The sequence below is a fragment of the Microbacterium protaetiae genome (assembly GCF_004135285.1).
GTDB classification, from domain to species: Bacteria; Actinomycetota; Actinomycetes; order Actinomycetales; family Microbacteriaceae; genus Microbacterium; species Microbacterium protaetiae.
Genome location: NZ_CP035494.1, coordinates 1,935,712 through 1,952,103 on the forward strand (window position 1 = coordinate 1,935,712; position 16,392 = coordinate 1,952,103).

13 protein-coding genes are annotated in these 16,392 nt (G+C 67.4%); 4 read left to right on the forward strand and 9 right to left on the reverse strand.

Features of this window, described 5'->3' with window-relative positions; translation table 11 throughout:
* Positions 1–303: 303 nt before the first annotated feature.
* Positions 304–1,530 carry an IS110 family RNA-guided transposase gene (locus ET475_RS09075; RefSeq protein WP_129385398.1) on the forward strand — a complete coding sequence of 409 codons (1,227 nt, stop codon included), beginning with the start codon at positions 304–306 and terminating at the stop codon, positions 1,528–1,530.
* A gap of 147 nt (positions 1,531–1,677) precedes the next feature.
* On the opposite strand, the gene ET475_RS09080 is transcribed toward ET475_RS09075, so the two are convergent.
* From ET475_RS09080 to ET475_RS09090, 3 genes are read right to left on the reverse strand one after another with little or no spacing between them, the layout of a single operon-like run.
* Positions 1,678–3,039: a Gfo/Idh/MocA family protein gene (locus ET475_RS09080; protein ID WP_129388893.1), complete on the reverse strand. Its 1,362-nt coding sequence runs from the start codon at positions 3,037–3,039 to the stop codon at positions 1,678–1,680.
* A gap of 14 nt (positions 3,040–3,053) precedes the next feature.
* Complete coding sequence (locus ET475_RS09085) at positions 3,054–3,974, reverse strand: carbohydrate ABC transporter permease (protein WP_129388895.1); 921 nt, start codon at positions 3,972–3,974, stop codon at positions 3,054–3,056.
* The gene (locus tag ET475_RS09090) at positions 3,964–4,926 is read right to left on the reverse strand and encodes a carbohydrate ABC transporter permease (RefSeq protein WP_129388898.1); all 963 of its coding nucleotides are present in this window, start codon (positions 4,924–4,926) and stop codon (positions 3,964–3,966) included. The genes ET475_RS09085 and ET475_RS09090 overlap by 11 nt, the downstream gene beginning before the upstream one ends.
* Before the next feature lie 1,566 nt (positions 4,927–6,492).
* Between ET475_RS09090 and ET475_RS09095 the strand changes: the two genes are divergently transcribed.
* Together ET475_RS09095 and ET475_RS09100 are read left to right on the forward strand one after the other, a co-directional pair.
* Positions 6,493–7,836, forward strand: a complete 1,344-nt coding sequence (locus ET475_RS09095) for an ABC transporter substrate-binding protein (RefSeq protein ID WP_129388901.1) — start codon at positions 6,493–6,495, stop codon at positions 7,834–7,836.
* Positions 7,837–8,051: 215 nt separating this feature from the next.
* A complete protein-coding gene (locus ET475_RS09100) occupies positions 8,052–9,671 on the forward strand; it encodes an MGH1-like glycoside hydrolase domain-containing protein (RefSeq protein WP_129388904.1) in 1,620 nt (539 codons plus the stop codon).
* A 248-nt stretch (positions 9,672–9,919) separates the two neighbouring features.
* Here the strand turns inward: ET475_RS09100 and ET475_RS09105 are convergent, their stop codons facing one another.
* Positions 9,920–11,320, reverse strand: a complete 1,401-nt coding sequence (locus ET475_RS09105) for a glycoside hydrolase family 5 protein (RefSeq protein WP_129388907.1) — start codon at positions 11,318–11,320, stop codon at positions 9,920–9,922.
* A gap of 381 nt (positions 11,321–11,701) precedes the next feature.
* Between ET475_RS09105 and ET475_RS09110 the strand changes: the two genes are divergently transcribed.
* Positions 11,702–12,994 carry an FAD-dependent oxidoreductase gene (locus tag ET475_RS09110; protein ID WP_242497574.1) on the forward strand — a complete coding sequence of 431 codons (1,293 nt, stop codon included), beginning with the start codon at positions 11,702–11,704 and terminating at the stop codon, positions 12,992–12,994.
* A 71-nt stretch (positions 12,995–13,065) separates the two neighbouring features.
* On the opposite strand, the gene ET475_RS09115 is transcribed toward ET475_RS09110, so the two are convergent.
* Genes ET475_RS09115 through ET475_RS09135 form a run of 5 tightly spaced genes read right to left on the reverse strand, consistent with a single transcriptional unit; the run spans position 13,066 to position 16,390 of the window.
* Positions 13,066–13,317 carry a hypothetical protein gene (locus tag ET475_RS09115; protein ID WP_129388910.1) on the reverse strand — a complete coding sequence of 84 codons (252 nt, stop codon included), beginning with the start codon at positions 13,315–13,317 and terminating at the stop codon, positions 13,066–13,068.
* The gene (locus tag ET475_RS09120; protein ID WP_165310850.1) at positions 13,314–13,754 is read right to left on the reverse strand and encodes a TNT domain-containing protein; all 441 of its coding nucleotides are present in this window, start codon (positions 13,752–13,754) and stop codon (positions 13,314–13,316) included. Before ET475_RS09120 ends, ET475_RS09115 begins: the two co-directional genes overlap by 4 nt.
* A 16-nt stretch (positions 13,755–13,770) precedes the next feature.
* Positions 13,771–14,661, reverse strand: a complete 891-nt coding sequence (locus ET475_RS09125) for a hypothetical protein (protein WP_129388916.1) — start codon at positions 14,659–14,661, stop codon at positions 13,771–13,773.
* Positions 14,658–16,073 (reverse strand): TNT domain-containing protein, encoded by a 1,416-nt coding sequence (locus ET475_RS09130; RefSeq protein WP_129388919.1) that lies wholly within the window; start codon positions 16,071–16,073, stop codon positions 14,658–14,660. The genes ET475_RS09125 and ET475_RS09130 overlap by 4 nt, the downstream gene beginning before the upstream one ends.
* Positions 16,070–16,390 carry a hypothetical protein gene (locus tag ET475_RS09135; RefSeq protein WP_129388922.1) on the reverse strand — a complete coding sequence of 107 codons (321 nt, stop codon included), beginning with the start codon at positions 16,388–16,390 and terminating at the stop codon, positions 16,070–16,072. The genes ET475_RS09130 and ET475_RS09135 overlap by 4 nt, the downstream gene beginning before the upstream one ends.
* Positions 16,391–16,392: the final 2 nt, after the last annotated feature.

The window sequence follows — 16,392 nt, forward strand, 5'->3', positions numbered from 1 at the left end:
ACAGGCAGCCTCCGCGGGCGCCGCCGCGGGGCGTTCAAAACTCAGCTATGCGCGGCGGGGTGGGCCGTGGTGGATGGGAAATGTGGTGAGGTGGTCGCCTCTTGTGGTGCGGTCGCGAGGCGCGGATGCTGTTGGTAGCTGGTGGCTGATGCCGATTCAACTGTGGTGCGGAAAGTCCGTGACTCAGCTTGGTACGGGAAGCCGCCACGGGACCCGTGGATTGTCGCCTTAGAGCACGCGCGTCAGACTCCTGACCTTTCTGGCTCCCCGCCACCAGTAGTGAACAGGTGAGAGGAGATTGGGATGGATCTGTTGCATCCTCGAGCGGCGGGGATCGATATCTCAAAGAGGGATGCCAAGGTAGCCATTCGGGTGCAGTCCGAGGGTGGGAAGGTGTCCACGCAGGTCACGACGTGGGGCTCGATGACGGGTCAGGTCCTCGAACTCGCCGATTTCCTGCGCTCGCAGGGGGTGACCACGGTGGTGATGGAAGCGACCAGTGATTACTGGAAGCCGTTCTACTATCCGATGGAAGCGACCGGGCTGCCAGTGATGCTCGTCAACGCCCGGCAGGCCAGGAACATCCCGGGCCGGAAGTCGGACGTGTCTGATGCGGCATGGCTGGCGGATCTGGGTGCGCACGGGCTGTTGCGGGCCTCGTTCGTGCCCGCGCCGGATATCCGCCGGTTGCGGGACCTGACCCGGGCCCGTCAGATGCTCGTCCATGACCGCACCCGGGTCAAGCAGCGGTTGGAGAAGTCGCTGGAATCGTCCGGCACGAAACTGTCCGTCGTGGTGGCCGATTTGAATGGTGTCTCCGCGCGCCGGATGCTGGACGCGCTCGTGGCCGGGGAACGGGACCCCCGCTCGCTTGCCGCGCTCGCGCACCCGCGCATGAGAGCGACCCAGGACGAGTTGGCCGCCGCGCTTACCGGCAGGTTCACGGAACATGACGCGTTCATGGTCGGCCAGCACCTGACGCACTACGACTTGCTCACCGGTCAGATCGATGCGCTCACGGCGCGTATCGAGGAGGAGATCGCGCCCTTTCGTCTCGCCCGGGAGCTGTTGACCACGATCCCGGGAATCGCGGAACCGACCGCTGATGTGATCATCGCCGAGACCGGCGGGGACATGTCGATCTTCCCGACCGCGGCCCACCTCGCGTCCTGGGCGGGTGTATCGCCCGGGATGCACGAGTCCGCCGGGAAACGGAAATCGAGCACCACCCGGCCCGGGAACCGTTACCTCAAAGAAGCGCTCGGCAACGCAGCCAGCAGCAACGCGAAGAAGGGCTCCAACACGTACCTCGCTCGCCGTCAACGCCGCATCTCCGCGCGCCGCGGGAAAATGCGAGCCCTCGTAGCCACCGAACACGCGATCCTTACCGCGGTATGGAACATGCTCTCCCGCGGCGAAGCATTCACCGATCTGACACCCCCGCCAGCGAATACCGAACGCCAGAAGAAATCGCACCTCCGAGCACTCGAACACCTCGGCTACAAAGTCACCCTCGCACCCGCCGCCTGACCCAACCAGGAGCAGCCCGCACGTTCCCCATTTACACGTCAGCTCATCTGCGCGCCCGGAGCGCCCGAGCCGGCCGATTCGCCCGTTTGGCGTCGATATCGACGGAGTTTTGAACGCCGAGCGCCCGGCACCCGCCGCTGTGGCGCCCTATGCGACGCGTGCGGGTACACCGGCCACAGCCGATGCGCCCGCCCCGAGCGCAAGCTCGCCGACCCGAATCGCGGCGCCCTCAGCGAGCGAGCGGTTGCCCGCCAGGCCCACGACGACGGCGCGCACACCGTCTTCCCATCCCGCCGCTCGGTGCAGCGGGTCGGGAATCTCGCCGACGAAGACATCGGCGAGCAGCTGGTCGTCGCCGCCGCCGTGCCCGCCCTCGACGACCGGGATCGGCACCTCGCGCGCCGGGGCGAAGTGATTCTGCACGACCAGTCGCTCGCCCACCGGGCGGGCGTCTTCTGACACGACGCCGTCGGGTCGGGCGCTCGGGTCGACCACGGCGCGGCCATCCGCGTCGAGCAGCACGGCGCCGCGTTCGACGACGGTGAGCTCGGCGCGGCCGGCGGTGCCGTTGACGGCGACCGTGTAGCCCTCCCACGGAGAGTGCGCGTTCAGCGAATACGACATGCTCGGGCCGCCGGCGTAGTCGACGACGAGCGAGAGATTGTCTTCGATCGTGATGCCCGGGTCGAAGACGTCGCGGTCGCGCAGGTATCCGTCGAAGCCCTCTTGGTCGAGGTAGAGCCCGCGCAGCGTCGGATCTTCGCGCAGGTCGAGGCTGAAGGCGTCGCGCAACGGAGAGTCGGTGGTGCCGCGCTCGGGCCGCGGGCCGAGGTGTCGCGCTGCGGCGTTGTCGGCGCCGTAGAACCGCAGTCCTCCGCTTGCGAAAACGCGCGACGGCACGTCGCCGATCCACCAGTTGACGAGGTCGAAATGATGCGACGACTTGTGGATGAGCAGTCCACCCGAGGTGCCCTTGTCACGATGCCAGCGGCGGAAATAGTCGGCGCCGTGCGCGGTGTCGAGCACCCACTCGAAGTGCACTGAGGTGACCTGGCCGATCTCTCCCGAGGCGATCACCTCACGCAGGGCGCTGTTGCGCGGGGCGTAGCGGTAGTTGAAGGTGATCCGCACGTCGCGTCCGGTGCGCTCCACAGCCTCGGCGATTCGCCGCACGCCGTCTTCGGTCGTGGTGAGGGGCTTTTCCACGACCACATCGGCCCCCGCATCCAATGCCGTGACGATGTAGTCGGCGTGTGTGGCATCCGGTGTCGTCACTATCACCCGGTCGACCCGGTGCGCGCGCACGACGTCGGCGAGGTCTTCGGGCGAGAAGCGGGCGGCGCCGGCCAGCTGCGGGTGCGCCCGCAGTGACCACTCCACGCGCCCCGGATTGCTGTCGCCGACAGCGACGAGCTCGGCGCGGTCGGCGTGGGCGCCGGCGATGGCACCGAGGTACATCTGCGCGCGGGATCCGGTGCCGATGAGGGCGTAGCGAAGTCGGGTCGTCATGGGGGTGTTTCCGATCACTTGATGCCGGTCGTGGCGAACCCCTTGATGAGGTAGCGCTGCCCGACCAGGAAGGCGATGAACAGGGGGATGAGTGAGACCACCGACATGGCGAACATCGAGCCGTAGTCCGAACTCGATTGCGCGTCGAGGAATCCCTTCAACGCGACGGAGACGGGGAACGTCTCGGGCAGTCGCAGGTACAGCAGCGGGCCGAAGAAGTCACCCCACGTCCAGATGAAGGTGAAGATCGTCGTGGTCGCCAGCGCCGGCACCATGAGCGGCAGGGCGACCTGGAGGAACATGCGCGGATGCCCCGCCCCGTCGATGCGCGCGGCCTCGAAGATCTCGCCGGGCAGTGCACGGATGAACTGCACCATGAGAAAGACGAAGAACGCGTCGGTTGCGGCGAATTTCGGCACGATCAGGGGCAGGAAGGTGTTCAGCCAGCCGAGTTCTTTGAAGATCGTGAACTGCGGGATCAGCACGACCTGGAACGGCAGCATGATCGTCATCAGCATGATCGCAAAGAAGATGTTGCGCCCGTGGAACTTCAAGCGCCCGAACGCATAGGCCGCCAGCGAACACGAGATGAGGTTGCCGAGGATCGCACCGACCGAGATGAGGGTGGAGTTCAGTAGGAACACCCCGAACGGATAGGCCAGATCGTTCCACCCGTTCACGTAGTTGTCGAACGTGATGTCGGTGGGGAAGATCGTGAGGTTGCGGAAGATCTCGCTGTTGGGCTTGAGGCTGGATGCCACCAGCCACAGCAGCGGATAGATCATCACGAGCGACACCAGGATGAGCGAGATGTGCTTGACGACGGATGAGACCGCACCGCGTCCGCGGTAGTAGGACGATCCGCGCTGGCGACGCCGCGCCTTGCCGGTCGTGAGGACTTCTGTGGCGTTGGCCACGGTCGTTTCAGTCGTCATAGAACACCCAGAACTTGGAGAGCCAGAAGTTGAAAGCGGTGAACGCTCCGATCACCACAAGCAGGAACCAGGCCATCGCCGAGGCGTAGCCCATGTGGTACTGCAAGAAGCCGACCCGGTAGAGGTAGAGCGTGTAGAACATCGTCGATTCCGCGGGGCCGCCGGTGCCGCCTGAGACGACGTAGGCCTGCGTGAACGACTGAAAGGCGAAGATGATCTGCAGCACGAGGTTGAAGAAGATGATCGGCGTGAGCAGCGGCAGCGTGATCGAGAAGAATCGGCGCATGCGTCCGGCGCCGTCGACCGAAGCCGCCTCGTAGTACATGTCGGGGATCTGCCGGAGCCCTGCCAAGAAGATCACCATCGGCGATCCGAACGTCCACACGTGCAGGATCACCAGGGTCCACAGTGCAAAGTCGGGATGCCCGATCCACCCGGGTGCGTCAATGCCGAAGATCGCGAGAAAGCTGTTGACCAGACCGTCCTTGCCGAAGACCTGGCGCCACAGGATCGCGACGGCGACCGATCCGCCGAGCAGACTGGGCAGGTAGAACACCGACCGGTAGAACGACAGCCCTCGCATGCCGCGGTCCAGCAGCAAGGCCAGCAGCAGAGCCAGCAGAAGCTGCAGCGGCACGCCGGTCGCGACGTACACGACGGTCACCCGGAATGAGTTCCAGAACGAGGCATCCTGGAACATCTTCACGTAGTTGCCGAAACCGATGAAGTCGGGCGGGTTCTCCAGCGGCGACTTCAGCAGGTTGTAGTCGGTCAGCGACAGATAGAGCGACGCGAGCAGCGGACCGAGGGTGAACACCGCGAGCCCGATGAGCCAGGGCAGCAGGAACATGTAGCCGGCGAAGTTGTCACGTTTCTTCTCTTTGACGCGCACCTGGCCGGGTTTCAGGCGGCTGCTGCGCGCCAGAGTGCGCAGCTCACCGAGACTGCTCATGTCGACCTCCTTGTCGGCCGTGGGCCGGGTATCGCTAGGAGAAACCGCTTTCTCACAAGCGGTTCGATTATGACCCGCGTGCGGCGGCACGTCAAACCCGAATCGTCTCGCGCTGTCGAAATCCGCGTTCGCGCATGCGATTTACATGCGCGGGTGCGGGATGGGGTGGCGCGGGGCTCGGGGGCTGCGCGCGAGTGCGGATTCGGGGCGCGTGTGCGGTGGGGCCGCGCGGAATTGGGGCGCGTGTGCGGATTGGGGTAGCGCGGGGCGTGGATGCTGCCGCCTGGACGGTTCGCGCTGTCGGATTCTGCGTTCGCGTCTGCGATTTACGTGCGCGAATGCGGATTCGGGTAGCGCGGGGCTCGGGCGCGGCGGGGCCGTGCGGAATTGGGGCGCGTGTGCGGATTGGGGTAGCGCGGGGCTCGGGCGCGGCGGGGCGCGGGCGCGGATTTGGGGCGCGTGTGCGGATTGGGGTAGCGCGGGGATGTGGATGCTGCGGCCTGGGCGGTTCGCGCTGTCGGATTCTGCGTTCGCGCATGCGATTTACGTGCGCGAATGCGGATTCGGGTAGCGCGGGGCTCGGGCGCGGCCGGGCCGTGCGGAATCGGGGCGCGTGTGCGGATTGGGGTAGCGCGGGGCTCGGGCGCGGCGGGGCGCGGGCGCGGATTCCGGGGCGCGTGTGCGGATTCGGGTAGCGCGGGGGCGTGGATGCTGCGGCCTGGGCGGTTCGCGCTGTCGGATTCTGCGTTCGCGTCTGCGATTTACGTGCGCGAATGCGGATTGGGGTAGCGCGGGGCTCGGGCGCGGCCGGGCCGTGCGGAATTGGGGCGCGTGTGCGGATTCGGGTAGCGCGGGTGCGTGGATGCTGCGGCCTGGGCGGTTCGCGCTGTCGGATTCTGCGTTCGCGTCTGCGATTTACGTGCGCGAATGCGGATTGGGGTAGCGCGGGGCTCGGGCGCGGCCGGGCCGTGCGGAATTGGGGCGCGTGTGCGGATTGGGGTAGCGCGGGGCGTGGGGAGTCGGCCGGGTCGTGCGGAATTGACGCGCGTGTGCGGATTGGGGTAGCGCGGGGGCGTGGATGCTGCGGCCTGGGCGGTTCGCGCTGTCGGATTCTGCGTTCGCGTCTGCGATTTACGTGCGCGAATGCGGATTGGGGTAGCGCGGGGCTCGGGCGCGGCGGGGCCGTGCGGAATTGGGGCGCGTGTGCGGATTCGGGTAGCGCGGGGCGTGGGGAGTCGGCCGGGTCGTGCGGAATTGAGGCGCGTGTGCGGATTGGGGTAGCGCGGGGGCGCGGGTGCTGCGGCCTGGGCGGTTCGCGCTGTCGGATTCTGCGTTCGCGTATGCGATTTACATGCGCGGGTGCGGAACCGAGCAGCGCGAGCACAGGCCCGCGAGCCGGCAGCGACGCCGCGAATTCCCGATCTGGCGTTGACTTTGTTGTCGCCCCATGCTAATTTCCCGTGAAAGCGGTTTCTCGCACCTTGCGGGCGATCGCGGCCGCCGACCCGTTCCTGCGGCGGCACAGCACCATCGAGGTGGCATCCCACCCTGAAGAGAAGAGGCGCGATGAGGCGTATCACCGGTTCACTCCCGGGCAAGGCGGCGATCGGCGTCGCCCTGATCGGGACGCTGGCCCTGGCAGGCTGTGCGGGCGGATCGAAGGGCGGCGGCGGAGGTTCCGATTCCGCGCCGACGTTCGACCCGAACGAGAAGATCACGTTGGAGATGTCGTGGTGGGGTGACGATGCCCGTGCCGCGCTGTTCGGCCAGGTCATCGACAAGTTCGAGGCCAAATACCCGAACATCACCGTCAAGCAGACGCCGGTGGGCAGCCCCGACGACCTGTTCAACCGTCTCGCGACCGACTTCGGTGGCGGCGGCACGACGGCGCCCGATGTGTTCGCGCTCGGTGGCGCGAAGCCTCAGGAGTACGGCTCGGCGGGGGCACTGCTCGACCTGTCGAGCGTCAAAGACATTGTCCAGACGGCCAAGTATCCCGACTTCTCGCTGACGAACGCGACGGTCAACGACACTCTCTACGGCCTGCCCACCGGCGGCAACGCCACGGCCGCGTTCGTCAACAAGGACATCTTCGAGAAGGCCGGCGTGCCCGTTCCCGACGACAGCTGGACGTGGCAGGACCTCATCGACGACGCGAACAAGATCGGGGCGAAGGGCCTGAAGACCGACGACGGCAAGCCCATCTACGGTCTCGACCTGCGCATTGCCGACATCCTGGGCACGTACGTCGGCCAGGAGACCGAATACGGCATGTACGACTGGGACGGCAAGCTCGCCACCGATGCCAGCACCATCGCCGACTGGTACCAGAACGAGGTCGAGCTGCGCGACGGCAAGGGCCTGCCCGACCCGTCGGTCGTGACGGCCGGATGGTCGCTCACCCCCGACCAGCAGCTGTACACGCTAGGACAGGCCGCCATCACGTTCGGATACAGCAACCTGATCGGCTCGTACGAGGCGGGTGGCGACACGCTGATGCTCACTCCGCCCACCGACACCGACAAGACCGGCGTCGCACTGCTGCCCTCGGCGTTCTGGGCGATCAACGCGCAGACGAAGCACCCGGCGGCGGCCGCGATGCTCATGAACTGGTTCCTGAACGAGCCCGACGCGCTCACGCTCATCAAGGACACCCGTGGCGTGCCGTTCAACCCCGATGCCGCAGCCGTCGTGACGCCTCTTCTCGAGGGCGCGAGCAAGACCGCGGCCGAATATGTGCAGAAGACGCTCGATTCCGGCACCGTCGCGCCGCCGCAGCCCAACGGCGGTGCGAACATGAACCAGTACGCGCAAGACGGCGAAGCCAACGTCTTGTTCAACAAGAAGACGCCGAAGGAAGCCGCTGATGAGTTCGTGAGCAAGCTCACTGCCGACCTCGCGCAGGGCTGAGTCCGGTCTCAGAACAGGTGGGCGGGCCGGCGACGGTCCGCCCACCCGTTTGTGTCCGGCAGGACACGGCAGACGCACGGCAGAGGCACGGCAGGATGCGGCAGGACACGGCAGCGACGCGGTAGAGACACGGCAGCGACGCGGTAGAGACACGGCAGCACACGGCAGAGCCACCGCAGAGACATGGCAGAGACACGGCAGAGACAGGACTGGCGATGACCGCACGCGATGAGGCGCTGCGCCGGCTGCGCGGCATCCACCACCCGCACACCCCTGTCGCCCGTGCGCTCGCGCAACAGGGAGTCGCTTTCGCCGCCGTCGGCGGTCCGCTGCACGAACGCTGGCAGACAGCGGTCGCCGAACTGGAGCAGTGCGTCTGGCGAGTGGATGCCGCGCCTCCGGCGGTGCTCAGCGAGGGTGGGGTGTACGCGGGCAGCTGGCTGGAGAGCACCGGCACCATCAGCGCCGAGGTGCTCACGCGCTTTGCGCCCGCCCTGGCCCGCGAGACGCTTGTGCAGTTCGCCCGACACCAGCGCGCCGATGGTCTGCTGCCCTACAAGGTGACCGCCGACGGGCCGGCGTTCACGCAGATCCAGACCGTGACTCCGCTCGCGCGCAGCGTGTGGAACCACTATCTGTTGACCGGGCGCGACGAGGCGTTTCTCGGCGAGATGTCTGCGGCGATGAGCCGCAACGACGCCTGGCTGGCCGCGCACCGCGACACCCGTGGCGCCGGCGCGGTCGAGGCCTTCTGCACCTTCGACACCGGTCACGACCTCTCGCCGCGGTTCTGGTTCGTGCCCGACCGCTGCTATCACGGCGATGCCGCCCGGTACGATCCGGCTGCGCCGCTGCTGCCCTACATCGCGCCGGATCTGACCGCCAACGTCGCCTGCCAGCGCCGCTATCTCGCTCACATCGCGCGCGAATCGGGCGAGCCTGGCGAACTCTGGGAGCAGAGGGCGGATGCCGCAGAAGCGGCCCTGTGGCGCGAGTGCCATGACGAGCCGACCGGCCTGTTCTTCGACCGCGACGGCGCCGGTGGCCAGGTGCGCATCGCCTCAGACGTGCTGTTGCGCGTGCTGGCCTGCGAGATCGGTGACGACGCGTTCTTCACGGCGGCGCTCGAGCGCCACCTCATGAACACGCGCGCGTTCCTCTCGCACTACGGGTTCACCTCGCTGGCGATGGACGATCCGCGATTCGACCACGATTTCCGCCGCAATTCGTGGGGTGGGCCGGTGAACATGCTCACGATGATCCGCGCGCCGCACGCGTTCGAGCACCACGGCCGGGTGGCCGAACTCGCTCTGGCGACGCAGCCGGTGCTGGCAGCGCTCGCAGTGGCCGATCGCTTTGCGCAGTGCCTTGATCCGTGGAGTGGCGAGGCCGGGTTCACCGAGGCGTACTCTCCGGCGCTGCTGTTCTTCCTCGATGCGATCGAGCGGTCGTGCGGCATCCTTCCCCGCCCCGACGGCGCGGTGTGGTTCACCGGGCTCGCGCCGACCAGGCTCGCCCACGGCGCCGCCGAGGCGAGCGCTTATGCGCGGAGCATCGACGACGCGCACTGGGAGCTGGCCGCCGACGACGAGAGCGTGCAGGTGCTGCGTGCGGGCGCCGAGGTGCTGCGTTTTCCGCGCGGATGGCGCGTAGAGACCGACCGCGTCGGCACTGTTCGCGGGGTTGTGTGCGTGGATGCCGCGCCCGTGGCCGGCGCGCTCATCACGCCCGACGGCGAGGTGGCCTTGACGCTCGAGCCGAACGAGCGCGTGGCGATCGAGGGCGCCCGGCCCGGCACGCGCACCCGCATCGGCTTCGTGCCGCCGCAGTTCTGAGCGGGTCGATCGCCGCGACGGCCCGCCGAGGGTATTCGGCTCGGTCACGACGCGTCGCGTCCCGCCTCAGCCGTGAGTCGTGAGGTTCCGCCTCGGCCGTGAGCCGTGGCGTCCTGGCTCGGCCGTGGGTCGTGGGGTTCCGCCTCGGCCGTGAGCCGCGGCGTTCCGCCTCGGCCGTCAGCCGCAGCATCCCGCCTCGGCCGTGAGCGCTGGGGGTTCCGTCTCGGCCGTGAGCCGCGGCATCCCGCTCACTCCCGTGCGAGGTGGTCCTTCAACAGCGCGGTCAGCCCCGTGCGCTCGGCGCATGCGTCGAAGCGAAAGGCGCGGGCGAGTTCGCGTGCTCGCTCGGGTGAGACGCCGCGGAAGCGCTCGGCGAAGCGCTGCGCCAGCGGCTCGGCCAGCAGGATGTGGCGCACCAGCACGGCGATGTGCGGCTGTCGACCCCATGGCCACGGTGCGTAGCCGGGAAACTCGCGGTCGAACACGGCATCGATCGGGTCGAGGATGTCGCGGACTCCGGCATCCGATCCGCCCCACGAGTCGATGCCCAGCTGCCGCTTCGTCTCGCGGTCGGTCGCGGTCAGCGTCAGGTAGTCGCTGGCCGGGTCCGCGCATACCAGCCCCTGCAAGCCGATGTCTTTGTAAGTCCAGAGAGCCCAGCTCGCGCCGTGGTCACGGTAGATCTCGAGCTGGTCCTGCAGCAGGCGGTAGCGCCAGGCGTCCTGCGAGCGGTCGTCGGAGTAGACCGGGCCGAACTCGCCGATCCAGATCGGGGTTCCCGTGCGACGCATGAACTCGGTGCGGCGCAGAAAGGTCTGCTCGACGACGCCACGGTCGAAGTACTCGCCGCGGGTCGTGCCCGGATACTCGGTGGCGCTGGTGATGCCCGGCAGGGCGTAGTCATGTGCGGTGTAGACAGCATTCGGCAGCGGTTCGGCGCGGCCCTCGAGAAAGCTGAAGTCGGTCGAGTACTTGTTGCCGTCGAGGAAGAGGATGTGGCGTGGATCGACAGCGCGGATCGCCGCTTCGAGCCGATCATAGAAGACCGGCAGCACCTCACCGGTCGGGTCAGCCGGTTCGTTGATGGGGTTGTAGCCGGCGACTTCGGGGCGGTCCCTGTATCGGTCGGCCAGGGCCTCCCACAGGTGCACGACGCGATCCTGGAAGTGCGGATGGTTCCAGAATTCGGCAAGGTGGGTCGGGTTGTCGCTGTGCCAGTGCTGGTTCTGCCGACCGGGAAGGGCGTGCAGGTCGATGATGGAGTACACGCCGTGCGCGGCCAGCAGCGAGATGACGCGGTCGAGCCGGGCGAAGCCCTCTTCCTTGAGCTCGAAGGGCCGGGCATCGTCTTCGAAGTGACGGTAGTTCACCGGGATGCGCACCGAGTTCATGCCGAGTGAGGCAAGGAATGCGGCATCCGCCTCATCGAAGAACACGGTGAGGAACTCGTCGAAGAACGCCTCGTACGATTGCTCGCCCATCGTTTCGCGCAGCGCGCGACGGATGCCCGACTCGTTGCCGGGGTAGCCGGTGATGAAGTTCTCCATGTTCATCCAGCCGCCCAGACCCACGCCGGCCAGGCGCACGGGTGTGTCGTGCTCGTCGACGATGTCGGTGCCGTTCACGCGCAGCCAGGGAAGCGAGGTCATCGTTGTCCTTCGAAATCGAGAATCCGGTGCGCCCACCCTATCGAGAAACCGCTTTCACGGGCAACCAGGCCGACCCGTGCCGCGTCGGCACCCGGCCCGGCGCGGGTGTAGGCACCGCGGGCGTTCAAAACTCAGCCCATTCGAGTCGCCGGGCGCCGAAACCGGCGCATTCGGGGGTTCAACGTCGAGATTGACTGAGTTCTGAACGGGCCGCGGCTGGCGGCGTGGTGCACGCCGCGCGCGGTGCCGGCGTTCAAAACTCAGCCTATTCGTGCGTTCGGACGCCGAAACCGGCGTATTCCGGGGGTTCGGCGTGGAGATGGACTGAGTTCTGAACGGCCGCGGCCTGCGCCCGGCGTGCGCCGCGGGTATTCTGCGAGCGTGAGCACGAGCGAGAGCGCGACCACAAGCGACAGCGCGAGCATGAGCACGCGCACCGACGTGTGCATCGCCGGCGGGGGACCGGCGGGGGTCTTCCTCGGCCTCTTGCTCGCGCGCGCCGGCGTCGACGTGGTCGTGTGCGAGAAGCACGACGACTTCTTCCGCGACTTCCGCGGCGACACCGTGCACCCCTCGACCCTGAACCTGCTCGACGCGCTCGGGCTGCGCGCCCGCTTCGAGGCCGTGCCGCACGCGCCGCTGCCGCAGCTGGATGTCGTGCTCAACGGCATCCGCATCCACGCAGTCGACTTCACCACGCTGCCGCCGCCGAACCGGTTCGTGACCCTGATGCCGCAGTGGGATCTTCTGGACCTGCTGGCGGATGCCGCGGCGCAGCATCCGTCGTTCCATCTGCGTATGGGCGATGAGGTCACCGACGTCATCGAACGCGACGGGCGCATCGCCGGGGTCACCACCGCGAGTGGCGAGAGCATCGAGTCGCGGCTCGTCGTCGCCGCCGACGGACGCTCGTCGACCGTGCGTCGCGCGCTCGGGCTGGCGCCGCGCGATATCCCGGTCGACACCGACGTGCTGTGGTTCCGCGTGCCGCGCCCCGAGCAGCCGCTGCCCGACACTCTTGCGTGGGCGAACGCCGCGGGCGTGTGCATCACGATTCCGCGGCCGGAGTACCTGCAGTGCGCGCTTCTCGTGCCGAAGGGGTCGCTCGAGGGCATCCGTGCCGACGGACTCGAGGCGTTCCGCGACCGGGTGGCGCGCGTGGTGCCGCGGCTGGCCGACGTCGTCGGCGATATCGCATCGCTCGACGACATCAAACACCTCGATGTGCAGATCGACCGACTGGAGAAATGGTGGCGCCCCGGGGCGCTGTGCATCGGGGATGCCGCGCACGCCATGTCGCCGATGTTCGGGGTGGGCATCAACTATGCCGTACAAGACGCGGTGGCCGCGGCGCACGTGCTGATCCCGGTGCTGCGCCCGCGCGGGTCGGTCAAGGGGGTCGGCGACGATGCCCTCGATGAGGCGTGCGCCGCCGTGCAGCGGCGCCGAACGTGGCCGACCGCCGCGATGCAGGCGATTCAGCGCCGTGCGCACGGCCTCATCTCGGCGGGCGTACCCTCGCGCATCATCGACAATCCGCCGACGCGCCGTCAGCGCACCGTCATGCGCCTCGTGCTGCCGGCGATCAGGCCGCTGGTCGCACGGATGGTCGGGTACGGGTTCAGGCCCGAGCGGCTCTTACCCCTCAACCGTCCCGCCGCCGAGGTCATGTGATGTTGTCGAGGGAACATCAGATTTCCGGCGGAATGATGTTCTCTCGGCAGATTGATGTGCCGTCGGGGGCGTCAGCGCACGCTGGTGAGGCGGTTCCAGACCTCGACCCGGTGGACGAAGTCGGCCAGCGCGTCGTCTTCACCGGCGAACTCGCGCACCGACGGCGTCAGCAGCTGTGCACGTTCGTCCTGAATGTAGGTGACCCAACCGTTGCGGCTCTGCGCAAGCACGACCACATTGGTCTGCGATCGGGGGTCTCCGAGCAGCACGAACCCGGTGTACCCGCGGGCGGTGAGGTCGCTTGCGACGGCGTCTCGATTCATCGGGCATCCCCCAGATCCAACTCGCGGACCAGGCCCAGCCGCAGGTAGAACTCCAACGGCAGTGGGAGGGTGAGCTGTGTGGCCCCGCCGGGGTCACCGAAGGCGGGTGCGACGGTGCCGGCGTAGATCGGTGAGTCCCACGCGTAGTATCCGATCTCCACGAGGGCCTCGAGATCTTGCCGCAACGCGGCGTCGGTCGAACGCAGGTAGGCGTCGTGGATGCGCTGGCAGTCACCCGTCACGAGAATCTGGTGATAGGCCGAGGGGTTCTCCTGCCAGGGCAGGGATCGGGTCTGGTATGCCGCGGGCACACCGTTCTCGACGAGGTACACGTAGCGCGTGCGCAGGGTGCCGTACAGGTCCCACACCTCCGCACCGGCAGGAACCGGCTCGCGGGACAGCCGTCGTCCCGACTCATCCATCCAAAAACGTGCCATGGCTTCGGTTGCTCTCTCAGCGTTCTGTGTAGGCGATGAGGGCGGCGAGTGCGCTGCTTTCGGTTGCATGCACCGTCACAGAGGGAGCAGACGAGGCGGGCCAGGCCACCCAGGCGTCACCCTGGCGAGCGATGCCCGCGCGATCGTCGGTGCGCATCACGCCGGTGCGTGGGAACCAGTCGAGTCCCTGTCGGGTGGGCAGCGTGCGCATGGCGGCGGTCCGCTCATCACGCGAGCCTTGCGTGCCCACGTGAGCGGGCCCGAACGAGAGGACCGATCCCTGGTCGCTCGCGTGTGCGCGCAGGCGGGCGAGTGAGGAGGAATCGACCTCGATCTCGCCATGGCGGGTGAACACGCGGATGCCGTAGACGTCGCCGGCCGAAACCAGTGCGCTCAACGGCAGGATCGTGCGGGGTACGTCGGCTCGTCCGGCACGTTCCAGGCCCTGCCAGCCGGTTGCCACGGTGACTCTGCGGTCGTCGTCCAGGTGGATCGTGAAAGCGGTTGGGTCGTCGTAAGGGACGAGGACGGGCAGATCGAGGACCACCTGCGGCTGCTCGATCGCGAGGGCCGGCACATCGGCGGATTGCATGAAGCGATCGGTCTCGGCCGACGTGGGGGCGTCCGACTCGGCCATGCGTCGCCTGGCCAGAAGGCCCAGGAGCGCGAGCGACTCATCAGCGAACCAGGTCGTCGATTTCGGGTACTCGGCGCCGCGCTCGTCGGTGTCGACGAGTTCGACGAGACCTGTGTCGCTCTGCCGGATCGTCGTCGACGACGCGTCGGCATTGCGCGTGACCGGGAACCATTGGGCGCCGGTGAGGCGCTCTGCGGCATACGCCCGGAAGGCATCGTCGACGCTCACCGCGCCGGTATGGGCACGGTCAATGCCGGTCGCGGGCGTCATGGGGTCCTCTCCGAGAGGATGCCGAGATCGATCAACACATCAACGGGCAGCGGCAGCTCGTCCTGCACGCCCTGTCCTGGAACGCCGAATCCATCCGCGATGGGGCCCCGCGATGCCTGCTGGCCGAAGGAGTAGTAGCCCTTGTCGATCAGGTCGTCCACACGTGCCTGCACGTCCGGAGGGGCCTGATCGTATCGTGCCTTCACCGAGTTGAGGTCGTCGTTGAACTCGTACTGGTGATAGTGATTCGGGTTCTCAACGTAAGGCAGCGATCGTTGGTCATATGTGTAGGGACCGTTCTCGGGTACGGGTGACGTGTACCGGCCATCTGATGGGCCATATCTGTCAACCACCTCGCCGGGTTGCGGATTGTGGGGTTGCTTGATCGGATCGCCATCGCCATCGAGTTTGTAGCCGCCCTTCGGCACCTGTGACCAATCAATCTTTCCGTCGGGGGTCAGGACGGACGGGTCCTTGGGAATCTGCACGTCGTCGGGAATCGTGCCGTCTTTGGCGAAGGCATCGGCGACGTCATCGCCGTAGTTCGTCCGGAGGAAGCTCTCCAAGTCGGCGTCCGACAGCGAACTGCGGTTTCGGACGTCGTGGATCGACGGCTTCTTCGGCTCGTCGGGGATGTCACGTCCTCCGGGGCCTTTGCCGTGCAGGAGTTTGCCGAAAAGTTCGCTGGCTTTGTCGAGGAGGGGTTTGAGTTGGTCGAGCAGGCCGCGCAGGGCTTTGAGGGATTCGAGGAGGCGGGTGATGAATTTGCCGACTTTGCTGACCCAGGAGGCGACCCGGGTGCTGACTTGTTCGATGATCCAGGGGGTGGCAAGACCGAGGGTGAAGACGGCTTCGGAGGCCCAGGAGATCGCGGAGCCGACCAGTTGGGAGAGCACGTCGCGGACCAGGTCGTGGACGGCTTGGACGATCATGGAGGCGATGTTCAGCCCGGTGGAGAATGCTCCGGCCCAGGTGCCGGCTGCGGTCAGGTGTTTCGCGGTGTCTTGTTGGAACCGCCGGTAGGCGTCGATGGCTTGTCCGGCGAGGTCGTCCACGTCGCCGAGCACGCGGTGCAGTTCGGTGCCGGCCGCTTCCATCTGGGTGTGGATGTTGGCCCAGGTCTGCGCGAACGCCTGCACTTCGGCGGCGTTGCCGGTCAGGTCGTTGAACCAGCCTTTGAGGGGTTCGACGTGGTCGATCAGCCAGCCCAGGCCCGCGGCGATCAGAGAGCCGAGCGGGTCGGAGACGGCCGCTGCGGTGTCGAGAAGTCCGGAGAAGGCGGCCATCCCTCCCGAGACCCAGTCGCCGGAGTTCACCGCCTGGACCAGTTGTTCCCCGTCTTCGACCAGCAGGGTGCCCGCGAACGGGGACGTGTGATCGACCGCGGCGGCCACCAGCGGGTTGCCGGTCATTTGCCCAGCGCGCTTTCGATCTGCCGGATCGAGGCGGCCAGGTCGTCCTCGAACGCGGCCATGTCGTCGGCGACCCCTCGGATCTCGGTCGCGGACCGGTCCACAAGCCCCTGCGCTGCAGTGATCGTCGCCTGCGCGGCGGTGGCGACCAGGGTGGCCGGGGGGATCAGGAATGCGCACATCACCCCGAACGCGCCCCCGGACATATTCGTCGCCGACGCGGCATCCCGCGCCACCTGCACGTCGGCGGATACCTGCCGCACCCGGGCGGCGTGCGCGACGATCAGGTCATGGTCGAGCGCTATCTGATCGGCCACCG

Bases quoted from the DNA above. Each gene is read 5' to 3' on its own strand.
- ET475_RS09080 (WP_129388893.1), bottom strand. From the start codon at position 3,039: ATGACGACCCGACTTCGCTACGCCCTCATCGGCACCGGATCCCGCGCG.
- ET475_RS09085 (WP_129388895.1), bottom strand. From the start codon at position 3,974: ATGACGACTGAAACGACCGTGGCCAACGCCACAGAAGTCCTCACGACC.
- ET475_RS09130 (WP_129388919.1), bottom strand. From the start codon at position 16,073: ATGACCGGCAACCCGCTGGTGGCCGCCGCGGTCGATCACACGTCCCCG.
- ET475_RS09105 (WP_129388907.1), bottom strand. From the start codon at position 11,320: ATGACCTCGCTTCCCTGGCTGCGCGTGAACGGCACCGACATCGTCGAC.
- ET475_RS09125 (WP_129388916.1), bottom strand. From the start codon at position 14,661: ATGACGCCCGCGACCGGCATTGACCGTGCCCATACCGGCGCGGTGAGC.
- ET475_RS09100 (WP_129388904.1), top strand. From the start codon at position 8,052: ATGACCGCACGCGATGAGGCGCTGCGCCGGCTGCGCGGCATCCACCAC.
- ET475_RS09095 (WP_129388901.1), top strand. From the start codon at position 6,493: ATGAGGCGTATCACCGGTTCACTCCCGGGCAAGGCGGCGATCGGCGTC.
- ET475_RS09115 (WP_129388910.1), bottom strand. From the start codon at position 13,317: ATGAATCGAGACGCCGTCGCAAGCGACCTCACCGCCCGCGGGTACACC.
- ET475_RS09075 (WP_129385398.1), top strand. From the start codon at position 304: ATGGATCTGTTGCATCCTCGAGCGGCGGGGATCGATATCTCAAAGAGG.
- ET475_RS09120 (WP_165310850.1), bottom strand. From the start codon at position 13,754: ATGGCACGTTTTTGGATGGATGAGTCGGGACGACGGCTGTCCCGCGAG.
- ET475_RS09090 (WP_129388898.1), bottom strand. From the start codon at position 4,926: ATGAGCAGTCTCGGTGAGCTGCGCACTCTGGCGCGCAGCAGCCGCCTG.